This is a genomic window from Phytohabitans flavus (genome assembly GCF_011764545.1).
Lineage (GTDB): Bacteria > Actinomycetota > Actinomycetes > Mycobacteriales > Micromonosporaceae > Phytohabitans > Phytohabitans flavus.
This window is the reverse complement of the sequence record NZ_AP022870.1, coordinates 6,032,261-6,046,531: the sequence shown is the minus strand read 5'-3', so window position 1 is coordinate 6,046,531 and position 14,271 is coordinate 6,032,261. Positions and strand designations below refer to the sequence as shown.

The 14,271-nt window shown below is 69.0% G+C and carries 12 protein-coding genes; all 12 read left to right on the top strand.

Annotation, left to right across the window (positions count from 1 at the left end):
* Position 1: 1 nt before the first annotated feature.
* The 12 genes from pstA to Pflav_RS26510 all read left to right on the top strand — a co-directional run bounded on the left by pstA (position 2) and on the right by Pflav_RS26510 (position 14,173).
* Entirely contained in the window at positions 2 to 1,288 is a 1,287-nt protein-coding gene (gene pstA, locus Pflav_RS26565; RefSeq protein WP_173039114.1) for a phosphate ABC transporter permease PstA, read from the top strand.
* Complete coding sequence (locus tag Pflav_RS26560) at positions 1,285 to 2,958, top strand: phosphate ABC transporter substrate-binding protein PstS (protein ID WP_173039112.1); 1,674 nt, start codon at positions 1,285 to 1,287, stop codon at positions 2,956 to 2,958. Before pstA ends, Pflav_RS26560 begins: the two co-directional genes overlap by 4 nt.
* Complete coding sequence (locus Pflav_RS26555) at positions 2,955 to 3,254, top strand: hypothetical protein (RefSeq protein ID WP_173039110.1); 300 nt, start codon at positions 2,955 to 2,957, stop codon at positions 3,252 to 3,254. The genes Pflav_RS26560 and Pflav_RS26555 overlap by 4 nt, the downstream gene beginning before the upstream one ends.
* Positions 3,254 to 5,485, top strand: coding sequence for a hypothetical protein (locus Pflav_RS26550; RefSeq protein WP_173039108.1), 2,232 nt, complete (start codon positions 3,254 to 3,256; stop codon positions 5,483 to 5,485). Before Pflav_RS26555 ends, Pflav_RS26550 begins: the two co-directional genes overlap by 1 nt.
* Positions 5,486 to 5,801: 316 nt before the next feature.
* The gene (locus Pflav_RS26545) at positions 5,802 to 6,290 is read left to right on the top strand and encodes a hypothetical protein (protein ID WP_173039106.1); all 489 of its coding nucleotides are present in this window, start codon (positions 5,802 to 5,804) and stop codon (positions 6,288 to 6,290) included.
* Positions 6,278 to 7,009, top strand: a complete 732-nt coding sequence (locus Pflav_RS26540; RefSeq protein WP_173039104.1) for a hypothetical protein — start codon at positions 6,278 to 6,280, stop codon at positions 7,007 to 7,009. The genes Pflav_RS26545 and Pflav_RS26540 overlap by 13 nt, the downstream gene beginning before the upstream one ends.
* Before the next feature lie 73 nt (positions 7,010 to 7,082).
* On the top strand, positions 7,083 to 8,780 hold the full coding sequence (locus Pflav_RS26535; RefSeq protein ID WP_173039101.1) for an Ig-like domain-containing protein: 1,698 nt from the start codon (positions 7,083 to 7,085) through the stop codon (positions 8,778 to 8,780).
* Complete coding sequence (locus Pflav_RS26530) at positions 8,777 to 9,784, top strand: sortase (protein WP_197938751.1); 1,008 nt, start codon at positions 8,777 to 8,779, stop codon at positions 9,782 to 9,784. The genes Pflav_RS26535 and Pflav_RS26530 overlap by 4 nt, the downstream gene beginning before the upstream one ends.
* Positions 9,785 to 9,895: 111 nt before the next feature.
* Positions 9,896 to 10,669: a phosphate ABC transporter ATP-binding protein gene (locus Pflav_RS26525; protein ID WP_197939009.1), complete on the top strand. Its 774-nt coding sequence runs from the start codon at positions 9,896 to 9,898 to the stop codon at positions 10,667 to 10,669.
* A 763-nt stretch (positions 10,670 to 11,432) separates the two neighbouring features.
* Positions 11,433 to 12,647, top strand: a complete 1,215-nt coding sequence (locus Pflav_RS26520; protein WP_173039099.1) for an Ig-like domain repeat protein — start codon at positions 11,433 to 11,435, stop codon at positions 12,645 to 12,647.
* A 111-nt stretch (positions 12,648 to 12,758) separates the two neighbouring features.
* Complete coding sequence (locus tag Pflav_RS26515; protein ID WP_173039097.1) at positions 12,759 to 13,229, top strand: WxL protein peptidoglycan domain-containing protein; 471 nt, start codon at positions 12,759 to 12,761, stop codon at positions 13,227 to 13,229.
* A 44-nt stretch (positions 13,230 to 13,273) separates the two neighbouring features.
* Complete coding sequence (locus tag Pflav_RS26510) at positions 13,274 to 14,173, top strand: hypothetical protein (protein ID WP_173039095.1); 900 nt, start codon at positions 13,274 to 13,276, stop codon at positions 14,171 to 14,173.
* Positions 14,174 to 14,271: the final 98 nt, after the last annotated feature.

Below are 14,271 nucleotides of genomic sequence, written 5' to 3'. Positions count from 1 at the left end.
GATGACGACCCAGGTACAGGCCGTGGTTACCGCCGATCCGGCGTCCGGGCGGCACTCGGCGCCCGCGGAGACCACGCTGCCCCGCAATACACCAGAGCCCGACGCGCCGGAGGTACGGCGTACGACGAGCACCACCCGCCGCAGCGACGTACTCGCGCTCCTCGGCGCGGGAGCGGCCGCGATCAGCCTCGCCGCGGTGGTCTTCACCCAGCTCGCGCCGTTCGACGGGTTGCTCGGCTTCGTCGTCGTTTCCTTCGTGTTGTTTCTCGGCATCTACGCACTGCTGGTGTCGATCGACGAGTCCGGCCCGGCGGTGCGCGACCGGCTGGCGGCTGTGATGATCTACAGCCTCGCCTTCCTGATGCTGCTCGCCTTGGTCGTGGTGGTGTCCTTCACCTTCATCCGGGGCCGGGACGCGCTGTTCCACCTCAACTTCTACTACGAGGACATGCGCGCGGCCGGCCCGCTGCAGTCGCTCGACATCGGCGGTGTGCGGCACGGGATCATCGGCACGCTGGAACAGATCGGTATGGCCCTGGCGATCACGATGCCGCTGGGCATCGTCGGCGCGGTCTTCCTCAGCGAGCTGCCCGGTCCGTACAGCCGGTTTGTACGGACGATCGTGGAGGCGATGACCGCGCTGCCGTCCATTGTGGCCGGTCTTTTCGTGTACGGCACGGTCATTCTCACCCTCGGCGTGCCGCTGTCGGGTGTGGCCGGCTCGATCGCGCTTAGCGTGATGATGCTGCCGATCATCATCCGCGCCGCCGACGTGGTGATCCGGCTGGTGCCGGGCTCGCTGCGCGAAGCGTCGCTCGCCCTCGGCGCATCCCAGTGGCGCACGATCTGGCACGTCGTGCTGCCGACCGCCCGGTCCGGGATCACGACGGCGGTCATCCTCGGCACCGCGCGTGGCATCGGCGAGACATCACCGGTGCTCCTCACCGTCGGCGCCACCGCGGTCACCAACATCAACCCGACCGCCAACCCGCAGATGTCGCTGCCATTGCTGACGTTTCAGCTCGTACGCACGCCGTCCGACACCATGATCTCGCGTGGCTTCGGCGCCGCGGCCGTGCTGATGATGCTCGTCCTCTTCCTTTTCGTCCTGGCCCGCCTCATCGGCGGCCGGATCCCGGGACAGCTCACCCGCGGGCAGCGACGCCGCCGGGTGCGCGCGTCCTACCGCGACGCACGCCGGTACGCGGCCCGCGAACACGCCCGCCGGGCGTCGGCTGCGCAGACCTACAGCACCGGATCGACCGACAGTAGGGAACTGAGCATATGACCAGAAAGTGGACCGACGTGGCCCACCGCCTGGCCCGCGTCGTCGCCGCTACCGCGGCACTGATGTTGGTTTTTCTTGCCGGGCCACCCGCGCCGGGGGCGGCCGCACCCGCGCCAGCGCCGCGAAAGGTGCCGATCAACGGCGCGGGTTCGACCTGGAGCTCCAACGCGATCGAGAACTGGCGACGTAACGTCGCGCGCAGCATCACGGTCAACTACAACGCGAGCGGCTCGACGGACGGCCGTAACCGCTACAAGCAGGGCACCGTCGACTTCGGCGTGTCCGAAATCCCGTACGGGATGACGGACAGGTTCGCCGGCACCGACCCGCCTCCCACGCGCACGTACGCGTACATGCCGATCGTGGCCGGCGGTACCGCGTTCATGTACAACCTGCGGATCGGCGGGCGCCGGGTGACCAACCTGCGCCTTTCCGGCGAGGTTATCGCGAAGATCTTCACGGGCGCGATCAAGCGCTGGAACGACCCAGCGATCGTGGCCGACAACCCGGGGCTCAACTTGCCCGCGCGGTCGGTCGTGCCGGTGGTCCGCCAGGACGGCTCCGGCACCAGCGCGCAGTTCACGCTCTGGATGAGCAAGGAGCACGGGTCGATCTGGGACGCCTACTGCCGGAAGTTCAACAAGCCGTCGCCGTGCGGCCTCACCTCGCAGTACCCGTACCGGTCCAATGAAGGCTTCATCGGGCAGACCGGCTCGAACGGTGTGTCCGGCTACGTCTCGCAGAGCAACGCCGAGGGCTCGATCACCTACGTCGAGTACTCGTACGCCAAGAACGCGCGCTTCCCCGTGGCCAAGGTGCTGAACGAGGCCGGTTACTACACCGAGCCGACCGCGTCCAACGTGGCGGTCGCGCTCACCAAGGCCCAGATCAACGAAAACAAGAGCAGCCCGGCGTACCTGACGCAGATCCTCGACGGCGTGTACCGGTTCAACGACCCGCGGACGTACCCGCTGTCGTCGTACTCCTACATGATCATCCCGGTCGACCGACTCGACGTGACAAGCATGACCGTCGACAAGGGATACACGCTGGGCCTGTTCGCCTACTACTTCCTCTGCGAGGGGCAGCAGCAGGCCGAGGTCCTGGGCTACTCGCCGCTGCCGAAAAACCTCGTGGACGCCGGGATAAGCCAGGTGCACCGGATCCCCGGCGCGGAGGACCGAAACATCAACGTCGCCGGCTGCAACAACCCGACCTTCCGCGGCGGTCGGAACGTGCTGCTCCAAACCGCCCCCCGGCCGTCCGAGTGCGACCGGAAGGGGTCGAGGCAGAACCCGGCCGGGACCGCCGGTACCGAGCAGACCCCGGTCAAGACGTCGGCCCGGTGCGCGACCGGTGGCAACAACAACGGCAACAACAACGGTGACGGCGACGGGAACGGACCAAACGGCTCGGCCACGACCGGTCCGCCGACCAGCTCCGGGCCGATCGATCCGGACACCGGCTTGGCCGCCGGCAACGACGGCGGCGGCGCGGGCGACGGCGAGCAGGTCGTGGCCGAGCCGGTCTCCCTCGAGGGCGAGGGTGGCTGGCGCCTCCGGCACACGATCATGGTGATCGCCGGGTTGGTCTTCCTCGGGCTGATCCTCGGACCGCCGCTGCTCGCCAACGCGCTGCGGGGCCGTCGCGACGACGGGGGTCGGGTATGAACCGGCGGAGTATCGCCGGGTTCCTGGTGGCCATGATCGCCGCCGGCCTGCTCTTCGTCATCGAACCGGCCGCCGACCCGGCGCAGGGCGCGGCCGAAGGAGGTGGCGGCGGGGGCGGCGACGGCGGCTCGGCAGTGACCGTGCGCGGCACGAAGCAGGGCTTCGAAGACTTCAGCGGCCTCGCCGTCACCGTCTCCAAGACCAGAAACCTCACGAACGAAGCACTCATCGTGACCTGGACGGGCGCCAAGCCCACACCCGGCGTTCCACGCTGGGCACGGACTACCTCCAGTTGATGCAGTGCTGGGGCAATCCGGCGGCGATGGACTTCCGGGAGACCTGCGCGTTCGGTATGGATCTCGATAAACCGACGCTCATCGGCGCGGGTGGTACGGAGTCGAGCGCGGAGGCCGGCCGGCGATCGATCTTCAAGGGCGACGGCGTCGTCTACCCGGTCCGGGACCCGGACGAGACGCCCACGAAGACCGGGGTGCGGGAAGACGCCAGGATGGTGCCGTTCAAGTCGGTGACCGGCGAGAGCTCCCGGGACGGTAGCGCCGCCGAGCCGTTCGGCAAGGTTCCTGACCCCTCGCTCGGCACTCGTGACGAGCTTGACTACGACGTCATGACCAGGTACTTCTCCAAGGACTCCACCAACGAGTACCCGTACGCGTTGACGGCCGCCGACGGTACCGGCCGGGCGACCTTCGAAGTGCAGAACGATCGGCTCTCACCGAACCTGGGCTGCGGGGCGCAGTACCGGGCACCGGATGGTGTGCTGGGGCCGCGCCCCTGTTCCCTGGTGATCGTCCCGCGCGGATTCCACAACCCGTACAACGGCGATGACGTCGATGCCACTGAGAAAGCCGTGCACGGCTCGCCGTTCACGCCGGCGCTGTGGAAGCACCGGATCGTCGTGCCGCTGGACTTCGCACCTGTCGAGGGCGGCTGCTCACTCGACAAGGCAGAGCGGCGCACCGCCGGCACCGAGGCGGTGGCCGAGGCCGTGACGTCCTGGCAGCCCGTGCTGTGCGCCGGCAACGGCCCGATCTTCGGCTACTCCGCCATCAGTGACTTCGAGGCGGCGACGCAGGTCACCAGCCCGCTCGAGGGCGCACCCGGCTTGGTCTACAGCGGCGATCCGGTGGTCTCCAGTAACCCGCCGGTCGTACACGCCCCTGTGACGCTTGCCAGTACCGTGGTCGCGATCAACATCGACTACAACATCATCAACCCGCTAGACGTCAGTGGTCAGCCGCCACCGGAGGAGATCCAGCGACTGCACGGGCTGGCGTTGACCGACCTGAAGCTGACCCCGCGGCTACTGGCCAAGCTGCTCACCCAGAGCTATCCGCGCGACGGCATCCCTGGCGAGAACCCCGATCAAACCGCGGGTAACCCGAACAGCATCCGCTATGACCCGGAGTTCCTGACCCTCAACCCGGTATTTAAAGATTGGCCGAGGTCGGAGACGGCGACTCTGGCCGGTCTGATGGTCGCTGTCGGAAGCTCCACGGCCGCGCGCGAGGTTTGGCAGTGGATTCTGAGCGACCCGGAAGCGAAGGCGTGGATCCAGGGCAAGAAACCTGACGAGAACGGCATGTGGGTCAACCCGGCGTACAAGGATCTGTTCGCAAGCGCGCCGGAGACCTTCCCGAAGGCTGATCCCGACTGTTACAAGGAGAGGCGCTTCGTACCGATCCAGGGGGTCGATGTCGACTTTCTGCTTTGCGCGCTCGACCAGTGGCCCTACATGGGTTCGATGAGCGAGGCCGCGCTGCAGACGCTCCGCGCCCAGACGAAGGGAAAGGGAGTGCCGCTGCTCCCCCTCCTTCCCCCGGCCCAGGACCTCACGGAGTGCTGCCGCTTCTCCGACCTCCCGCGAAAGTCTGCTGGGTCTCGGTTCATCATGTCGGTCACTGATTCCGCGTCGGCGGCCAAGTACGGGCTTTTCACCGCTCAGCTCTGCAAGCCCAAGCGGGACGCGGCCGGCACGCTTCTCCCGCCGGATGACTGCCGGACCGCTACCAGGGAAGGGATGAGCGCCGCTGCCGCGACCGCTGTGGCGAGCCAGGTGGACGGCGTGAAGGTGGTGGACCCGGTGAAGGCGTGGGCGACGCCGGGGGCGTACCCGCTGACGAGCGTGACCTACGCGATCGCCGACACCAGTGAGGCGGCCGACGCCCGGCGGGAGTACGCCAAGCTGCTGCGGTACGCCGCCGGCTCGGGCCAGGATCCGGGTGAGGCGTGGGGGCAGTTGCCGCAGGGCTACGTCCCGCTGCCGGCCTCGTTCCGGGAGCAGACGATGATCGCGGCGAGCCAGCTGGAAAACTGGGTGAACCCAACGTCACCACCGGCGGACAACGGATCCGGGCCCAGTGAGACGCCGACGCCCAGCGGCGTGCCCAGCGAAGGTGCCACCCCGTCCCCGGTACCCCGGCACCCGGTGCCCCACCATCGGCGACCCCTGCGGCGCAATCGCAATCGACGCTGGGTAGTCCATTGGGGATCATCCGGTTCCTGCTGATTGCCGCGTTGATTATGGGACTGGTCGGTGGCATCGCTGGTCCGATCATGCAGCGATTCGCCATCCGATCGGGTAGAAAATGACCCTCCTCGCGCAAGGGCTAATTCGCCAGCCTCTGTTCATCCGGCCTAAGTGTTGGCGAGAGACACATGCGCGAAACGTTTGTCTGGCATCGGTTTCGGTGGCCAGTCCAGCGACGCGAGGATCGTTTCGGCTCGTCTGGCATGGAGGCGAGTCTTGAGTGTCTTGCCCGGAGGTCTGGGTTACGGCTCAACCTACGCGCCAGGCCTCTGAGTCCCGCAGAAAGGGAGCACATATGAAGGTCAAGACCATCGGCAGAGCGGCGGTGATCGGCGTCAGCGCCGTCGTCGCGCTTGCCGTGGCGGCCACCCCGGCCGTCGCGGACCCGGACCCGGCCACCGAGTTCCGCCAGCTGGCCGGTGTCGGCTCGGACACCACGCAGGACCTCGGCAACGGCCTCGGCGAGGCGCTCGGTGCCGGCGATATCGTCGCTTCGTGGGACGCCCGTCCGCCGGCGGGCGGGACCACCACCATCAAGACCAAGGCGACCGGCTGCTCGTTCTCGCGGCCGAACGGCTCCGGTGCGGGCCGCCAGGCGCTGCGCGCGTCCGAGGGCGAGGACCTTGACGGTGCCGGCCCGGGCACGCCCGGCCAGTACCCGGCCGTTACCGGCGTGAACGTTCAGGGCTGCGTCGACTTCGCTCGCTCGTCGAGCTACGGCGGCGGCAGCACCCCGTCGACCACCGGCGCCTACACCTACATCCCGCGGGTGTGGACGCGGTGACGCTGGCCGTGCACGAGCAGGGTGACCTGCCGTTCGCGTGGTCGTTCGCGCAGATCCAGCGCGTGTACAAGTGCTTCGACACCCGGGTCGCCGGCAACGCCGTCGTGCCGCGGATGATCCAGACCGGCTCGGGCACCTGGGACTTCTGGATCCAGCCGGCTCGTATGGCTATCACCGAGAACGAGATCAACGCTGGTGACTACCCCTGCATGGCGGTGGACCAGGACAACAACATCACCACCCCCGCCATCCCGGTGCACCCCCGGGTGCAGGAGCACGACGGCACCGTCCTGAACGGGAACCTGACCCACGTTGTTCCGTTCTCGGCCGGTCAGTACGTCGCGCAGACCAACCACGCGGTCATCGAGGCCGCCCTGCCGCCGGTGGTCGTGGCGGACCGGCGTGGCTTCGCCCACCCGGTTGCCATGAGCACCACCTCGGTTCCCAACACGGAGCCGGTCGTCAACGGCGTGCTGAACGTCAACTTCCCGGCTCCGTTCCGCCGGGACGTTTACAACGTCGTTCCCACGGCTGACCTGGGCAACGCGACCATCGCCAGCACGTTCGTCGGCATCAACTCGGCGGTGTGCAGCGACACGGTGACCGTCAACGGCCAGCCGCGGCGTGTCATCGAGCTGTTCGGTTTCGGCTACCGCGGCACGTTCTCCAGCCCTCTGGAGGCGAACTGCGGCTACACCGACCTCCGGTTCAACAGCTGATCACGTACCAAATCTGAGGTCCGGGCGGCCCACAAGGCCGCCCGGACATCACCAACCCGGAGGAAAGTGAGCGATGAGTAGGCAACGACGTCGCAGCTGGTTCGCGCTGGCATTGGCGACCCTTCTGTCCAGCGGTGTGTTGGCGACCGGCGTCGTCCTCGCGTTCGCCACTCCGGCGCAGGCGGCCTCGCTCGGCACCATCACGATCACACCAACCAACGGCACCATCGATGCCTCGCCGATGTTCGCCTCGGCGACGTCGGAGCGGGCGTGCCCGGCCACGTTCGGAGAGAACGCGGGTCTGCGGGTCGGCCCGGTGGGCGGTCCGTACCAGAACCTGGGCCGTCCGCTCGGTGGCGGCGGGTACGACCAGGCGCCGGTGACGATCGCGCCGAACCGGTCACTGAGCCAGGCTCTCGGTGCGCCGCCGACCGAGACCACCTACTTGATCATCATGGAGTGCTTCAGCCTGACCGCTGGCCGGCACGTGGACGAGTTCCAGCTCCCGATCCTGATCTGTGACGGCACGACGTGGACGACGGCCGCCAGCTGCGGCACGGCCGAACCGACCACCACGACCGTGACCGCCGAGCCGTCCGGCGCGGTGCCGGAAGGTACGCCGATCACCCTCACCGCCACAATCGACCCGCCGTCGGCCGCGGGTCCCGTCCAGTTCCGCCGGAAGCGCGCGGGCACCACGGTGGTGGAGAACATCGGCGACCCGGTGGCGGTCGGCGCGGATGGGAAGGCGACCCTGCCGAACGCCGAGGCCCATCTGCCCGTGATCGGCGCCAGCAGCACGACCTATCTGGTCAGTGCCGCCTTCACCCCCACCGACTCAAACGCATTTCTGGCATCGACCTCCGCGGACGTCGAGATCGTCCTGTTCCCGGGAGACGAGCGGCCGACGACGACCGCGCTGACCGTCACGCCGGAGAACCAGGCCCCGTCCGGGTCCGAAGTCGCTTTGTCCGCCTCGGTGATCTTCACGAGTACGGTAGAGAAGCCGACGGGCGGCACGATCGAGTTCCGGTACAAGCCCGACACCGCCGGCTCCGCCACGACGGTCATCGACACCGTTCCCCTGACCGACGGGACGGCGGAGGCGACGGTCTCGGGTCTCGCGGACGGTCTGTACACATTCGAGGCGGGGTTCACCCCGGCGGAGGGGGAAGAGGACACGGTCGGCACGTCCGTCGGAGTGAAGAGCGCATACCGGATCGGTGAGGCACCGGCCGGAGCCGTCGCGACGCAGACGGCTCTGGTGACGAACCCGGGGTCGCCGCAGGTGCAGGGCACGCCCGTGGCGCTGAGCGCCACGGTGACCCCGAGCACCGCCGCCGGCATCATGCGCTTCATGGACGGCTCCACCCAGATCGGCGCGGACGTGACTGTGAACAACGGCGCGGCTACCGTCGTCGCGAGCGCGCTCGCAGTCGGCACACACCAGCTGACCGCCGTCTTCACGCCCACCGACGCCACCGCGTTCCAACCCTCGACCTCCGCCGCGCGGACGTACGTGATTACCGCCACCGATGACGGAGATGGTGACGGGGATGGCGACGGCGACGGAGATGGTGATGGTGACGGGGACGGTGACGGAGATGGCGACGGCAACGGTGGTGGCAACCTGGCCAGCACCGGCGCCCCGCTGATCGCGATCGGCGCGTCTGGCCTCGCCCTGATCGGGGCTGGCGCGGGCACGATGCTCTTCACCCGCCGCCGGCGCCCGGAGCCCCAGCCGGTGAACTGGCCGGACGACAAGGAATGACCATCACGATGCACGAGCCGCCGGCCGCGAGTACGCCTCGCGAGCCGGCGGCTCCGGTCCCGCCGCCGCCCTCCGCGCCCGCGCCGCCGGCCGCGACGCCACCACCACGACGGCCTGATTCCCCGGTGATCGTGCTGGCGCTCCAGGTACCGGGCATCGCGTTGAGCATTCTCGCCGCGGTGACGCTGGGCTTCGTCGTCCACCTGACGGTGATTTCGCAGCTTCAGTATCAGCGCAACCAGCAGACGGCCTTTGCCGACTTCCGCGCCGAACTCGCCCGGGGTACCGCGCCGGTGGGGCAGACCCGGCTGGAGTTCACGGACGGCGCCGAGGAAGGCACCGAGCGCCTCGTCGAGCCGGGCTCGGCGGTCGCCGTGCTCGAGATCCCGGCGGTCGGCCTGCGGACCGTCGTCTTCGAAGGAACCCGCGGCGACGTGCTCCAGAAGGGTCCGGGGCACCGCCGGGACAGTGTGCTGCCCGGACAGGCCGGCACCGCCGTCGTGATGGGCCGGCGGGCGGCGTACGGAGGTCCGTTCCGCGACCTGGACCTGCTGCTGCCCGGTGACCGGATCACGGCGACGACCGGGCAGGGCACGCACGAGTACCGGGTACGCGGGCTGCGCTACCCCGGCGAGCCCGCGCCGCCGCCGCTGACCGAGGGCAAGGGGCGGATAACGCTAGTCACGGCGGACGGATCCCCGTTCGTCCCGCAGGATCTCGTGCGGGTCGACGCCGACCTGGTCAGCACGGTCCAGCCGACGCCGGCCCGCAAGTTCAACGCCGCGTCGCTCCCGCCCGCGGAGGCCGCGTTGGCCACTGACCAGGGCGCGTGGACGCCGCTTATGCTCTGGGCTCAGGCGTTGCTCCTCGCCACTCTGGCGATCACTTACCTGCGCGCCCGCTGGGGCGGTTGGCAGGCTTGGGTCGTCGGTGCACCCGTCCTGCTCGCCTTGGGGCTGGCCATCGCCGACCAGGCCGCGCGTCTCCTGCCCAACCTCCTCTAGCGACAGTCCAGAAAGGATAGTGCCGTGGCCAAGCTCGACGACTCGACCGTGATCGACCTCGGTCCGCCGGTCGCCGCGACCGCGCCCGTACCCCGGCCGAACGCGGACGGGCTGGCGAGCCTGGACGCGCGGTCGATTTCCGCCTGGTTCGGCGACCACAAGGTGCTCGACCGGGTGTCGCTGACCATGCCGGCTGGCAAGGTGACCGCGCTGATCGGCCCGTCGGGGTGTGGCAAGTCGACGTTCCTGCGGATCCTCAACCGGATGCACGAGCTCGTGCCGAGCGCGTCGCTGGCCGGCGAGGTGTTGCTGGACGGGCGTGACCTGTACTCCGCCGAGCGACGCATCACCGACGCCCGCCGCCAGGTAGGCATGGTGTTTCAGAAGCCCAACCCGTTTCCGGCGATGTCCATCTACGACAACGTCGTGGCCGGGCTGAAGCTCACCGGACTCAGGGTCTCCCGGAGCGACCGGGACGACCTGGTGGAGGAGACGCTGACGAAGGCGGGCCTCTGGAAAGAGGTCCGCGACCGGCTGCGCCAGCCGGGCGGGGCACTCTCCGGTGGGCAGCAGCAGCGACTCTGCATCGCCCGCTCGCTCGCCGTACGCCCGCGGGTGCTGCTCATGGACGAGCCATGCTCAGCCCTCGACCCCACGTCCACGCGGCGTATCGAGGAGACCATCGCGGAGCTGGTCCACGAGGTGACCATCGTCATCGTCACGCACAACATGCAGCAGGCCGCCCGGGTCTCGCACCTATGCGCGTTCTTCCTCGCCTCGCAGGGGACGCCTGGGGTGATCGTGGAGCACGGGGCGACGTCGGCGATGTTCGACCATCCGCAGGACCCTCGTACCTCCGACTACGTCAACGGCCGTTTCGGCTGAGTCGTCACCGTTCATTTTTGGTCTGTCCACAATGGTGACGACAGGTCCATTCAGGATGGTGATTTGAGCTACCGCGACGTCCGTCGTGGTCCGGACCGTTGCTCCCGCGGCCTCACCCTGCGCGGTTCACAACCCAAACACCGCCGGCCGGCACGGCCGGCGGTGCGGCTGCGGCCCGCCTGATCCGGCGGCCCCGCTCGACCAGCTACGGCGCCGAGGATCCGCGGGCCGGGCGGTGAGTACTCGACCCTTGCGAGGGTCCGCTGGGCCGCCTGTGGCTACGACACCGCCCCCGGCGACCACCTCCCGAGCCGGTCGTCCTTTCCAGCGGTCGGCGGCGCCTGGTGGGCAGCCGCGCGCGCCGCGCTCCAGCTCCATTGCGGTGACCGTCGAGTGTGGACAGAAGCGTTCGGCTACCCGCCGGAATCCGGGATTTTGCTTGGAAAACCCGGAGTTTGCCTTGCGCGCGTACACCTTCGTGCCGACGAGTTTTGGTGCCTCGACGCCAGCGCCAATTTCCTACACGATGTACCTGGCGATGAAGCATCGTCGGGCAAACTACTGCTTTCGGCCATTCCCGGCCGCCCGAATGGGTCTTGCTCTCCGCCTTTTACCTGATGAAGAGGCACCGAGAATTCGTCTTACGCACGTTCGGCGGAGAGATTGGCCTGTTTACCGGGTCATGGCTGCTGTAGAGCCTGAGGGCCGGCCGGGTCACCAAGGGTCCGGCCTGGGCATCATCCTCAGCGAGAGGAAGTGATTCATGAGCAAGCGCATGTTCGCTCGCGCGGGCGCGCTGCTTGGTGCGGCCGTGATGTCGGCAGGTGTTCTGGTGGCTGTCGCGTCGCCCGCGCAGGCGGCGTCGCTGGGCAGCATCACGGTCGCCCCGACGAGCGGCTCGAACGACGCCAGCCCGATGTTCACGTCGGCGACCTCGTCGAACCCGTGCCCGGCCACGTTCGGTGAGAACGCTGGTCTGCGGGTTGGCCCGGTCGGTGGTCCGTACCAGAACCTGGGCCGCCCGCTGGGCGGTGGCGGGTACGACCAGGCTCCGGTGTCGATCGTGCCGAACCGGTCGCTGGCCCAGGCGCTGGGCGTTACGACGGTCACGCCGGGTTCGTACCTGATCATCATCGAGTGCTTCAGCCTGACCGCTGGCCGGCACGTCGATGAGTTCCAGCTGCCGATCGTCGTCGAGGGCACCAACTGGCGCGTCGACACCGGCCCGGTTGTCGAGGACACCACCACCGACCTCGCCGTTTCGCCGGCCACGGTCGAGTCGGGTGAGGAGGTCACCCTGACCGCGACGGTGGCCCCGGCGACCGCCGCGGGCACCGTGCAGTTCAAGCGGGGCGCCGCCGGCACCGTGATCGGCACCGCGCCGGTCAACGCCGGTGTCGCGACGCTGACCACCACCTCGCTGCCGGTCGGGACCCACTCGATCACGGCCGCGTTCACGCCGGGCAACCCGGCGCTGTTCAAGCCCTCCACCTCCACCGCGAAGACCGTCACGGTCGAGCTCAGTGGTGAGGGCCCGGCGGCGGAGCAGGAAATCGTCGCGGACGTCATCCCCGGCGCCTTCTCCCTCACGGTTGCCGGTGACACCGCCCTGCTCGAGGGTGGCGTCGTCGGTGGCACCGCGACCGGCAACCTGCAGAAGGCCACGGTCACCGACCTGCGCGGTAGCAACGCGGGCTGGGACCTCACCGGCCAGCTGGAGGACTTCAACACCACCCCGGCGACGACCGCGATCCCGAACGCCAACCTGACCTGGGCGCCGAGCGCGACCAAGGTCAGCGGCTCCGGTGCGGTCAACGCGGGTGCCGGCGCTGACCTCGGCGACGCTCGCACCCTCTGCTCGGCCGTTACGGCGAGCAGCGCTGGTGTGTTCGACTGCGCTGGTGGTCTGACGCTGTCCGTGCCGGACACCGCCAACCCGGGTGCGTACGCCGCCACCCTGACCCTGACGCTGGCCTGATCCTCGCGGTCAAGCCCAGCCACGGGTTGACATAGGCGGAGGTGTCGTGGGCGATAGCCTGCGACACCTCCGCCGCATGCCTGTTTCCGGATGCACCGAGGAGCCCGAGCCATGAAACCCGACCGAACCGACCGACCCCGGCCCGCCACGCGCGCCGGGCTTCTGCTCGCACTGCTGGCCGTGCTCTTCGCGGCGTTTCCCTCTGCCCCCGCTGGCGCCGCCCCGGTCAAGGCACCCGGGGACGACTTCAAGTGGAGCGTCGTCCCGTCGAGCCCGAAGGGCCCAACCGTGCGCAGCCGGTTCGAGTACGGGCTGAAGCCGGGTGAGGAGGTGTCTGACTGGGTCGGGGTGAGCAACCTCGGCACGGAGCCGTTGAAGGTGAGTGTGTACGCGACGGACGCGTTCAACGCCCCGGACGGTGGGTTCGCGCTGCTGCCCGCGAGTGAGCAGCCGAAGGACGTGGGCGCGTGGATCACGCTGCCCCGCAAGGACTACACGGTTCCGGTGGGCAAGCGGGTGGACATCCCGTTCAAGGTGAAGATTCCCGCGAACGCCGAGCCGGGCGACCACATCGGGGCCTGATCGCCTCGGCCACCGGCAGCGCCACGAACGAGCAGGGCCAGCAGGTGAACGTCGAGCGCCGCGTCGCGGCCCGCGTCTACCTCCGCGTGGACGGGCCCTCTGTGCCGGCCGCGGAGATCACTAAGATCGACACGCAGTACGACAACCCGTTGATCCCGTTCGGCGGCGGCGACATGACCGTCACCTACCAGGTCGCGAACACGGGCAACGTGCGCTTCTCCGGCAAGGCGCGGATCGAGGTCCGAGGGCCGTTCGGCATCCGGCTCGGCAACAGCGAGGTAATCGACATTCCGGAGCTGCTGCCCGACTCCGAGATCCGGATCAGCAGGAAGGTCGAGGGTGTCTTCCCGGCTGGCTGGCTGAAGGCTCAGGTCACGGTCAACCCGCAGATCGACAACACCACGCTTTCGCTGACCCAGTCCCGCTCGATGTGGGCGGTACCGTGGCTCATCGTCGTGGTGCTGCTGCTCATCGTCGCGCTGCTCCTGTTCTGGCTCTTCCGGCGGTGGCGTTCCCGCCGGCAGCCGGCACTGCCCGACTTCGACGGCAGCGGCGAAGCGGTGACGGTGGAGGCCGGGTCGACGGCCCGAGGCGTGCTTCTGGTCGCGGTGGCACTCGTCCTGTTCGGGGCGCCGGCGGCCACGTCGATGGGCGCACCCGCGGGCCTCGAACCCACTTCGGGCGTGGACATCGCGGTGTCGATCGCACCGGCGACCACCAGCCCCACGGTCTCGCCCACCCCCACGGTCTCGCCGACCGTCTCACCGAGCGAGTCGCCCAGCCCGTCGCCGAGCCCGACCGACGGGAATGGCGGCGGTGGCGACGATCTGCCCCGTACCGGCCTCGCCATCGGCGCATTCGTAGCCGTCGGCGCGGCACTCGTCGGTGGCGGTGCCGGCCTGCGGGTCCTCGGCCGGCGACGGAACGGCGCGAACGCCCGGTGATCCATGCCGGTCAAAGCACAGCCGTCTGCCGTGTACCGAATGTTTAACTCCAGCATGTCCGGCGGAGAGATTGGCCTGCCTGCGGGGTCACAGCCGGT

What these genes read in the sequence shown, in the direction of transcription:
- pstA (WP_173039114.1), top strand. Translation starts at nt 2, where the DNA reads ATGACGACCCAGGTACAGGCCGTGGTTACCGCCGATCCGGCGTCCGGG.
- Pflav_RS26515 (WP_173039097.1), top strand. Translation starts at nt 12,759, where the DNA reads ATGAAACCCGACCGAACCGACCGACCCCGGCCCGCCACGCGCGCCGGG.
- Pflav_RS26555 (WP_173039110.1), top strand. Translation starts at nt 2,955, where the DNA reads ATGAACCGGCGGAGTATCGCCGGGTTCCTGGTGGCCATGATCGCCGCC.
- Pflav_RS26550 (WP_173039108.1), top strand. Translation starts at nt 3,254, where the DNA reads ATGCAGTGCTGGGGCAATCCGGCGGCGATGGACTTCCGGGAGACCTGC.
- Pflav_RS26560 (WP_173039112.1), top strand. Translation starts at nt 1,285, where the DNA reads ATGACCAGAAAGTGGACCGACGTGGCCCACCGCCTGGCCCGCGTCGTC.
- Pflav_RS26530 (WP_197938751.1), top strand. Translation starts at nt 8,777, where the DNA reads ATGACCATCACGATGCACGAGCCGCCGGCCGCGAGTACGCCTCGCGAG.
- Pflav_RS26545 (WP_173039106.1), top strand. Translation starts at nt 5,802, where the DNA reads ATGAAGGTCAAGACCATCGGCAGAGCGGCGGTGATCGGCGTCAGCGCC.
- Pflav_RS26535 (WP_173039101.1), top strand. Translation starts at nt 7,083, where the DNA reads ATGAGTAGGCAACGACGTCGCAGCTGGTTCGCGCTGGCATTGGCGACC.
- Pflav_RS26520 (WP_173039099.1), top strand. Translation starts at nt 11,433, where the DNA reads ATGAGCAAGCGCATGTTCGCTCGCGCGGGCGCGCTGCTTGGTGCGGCC.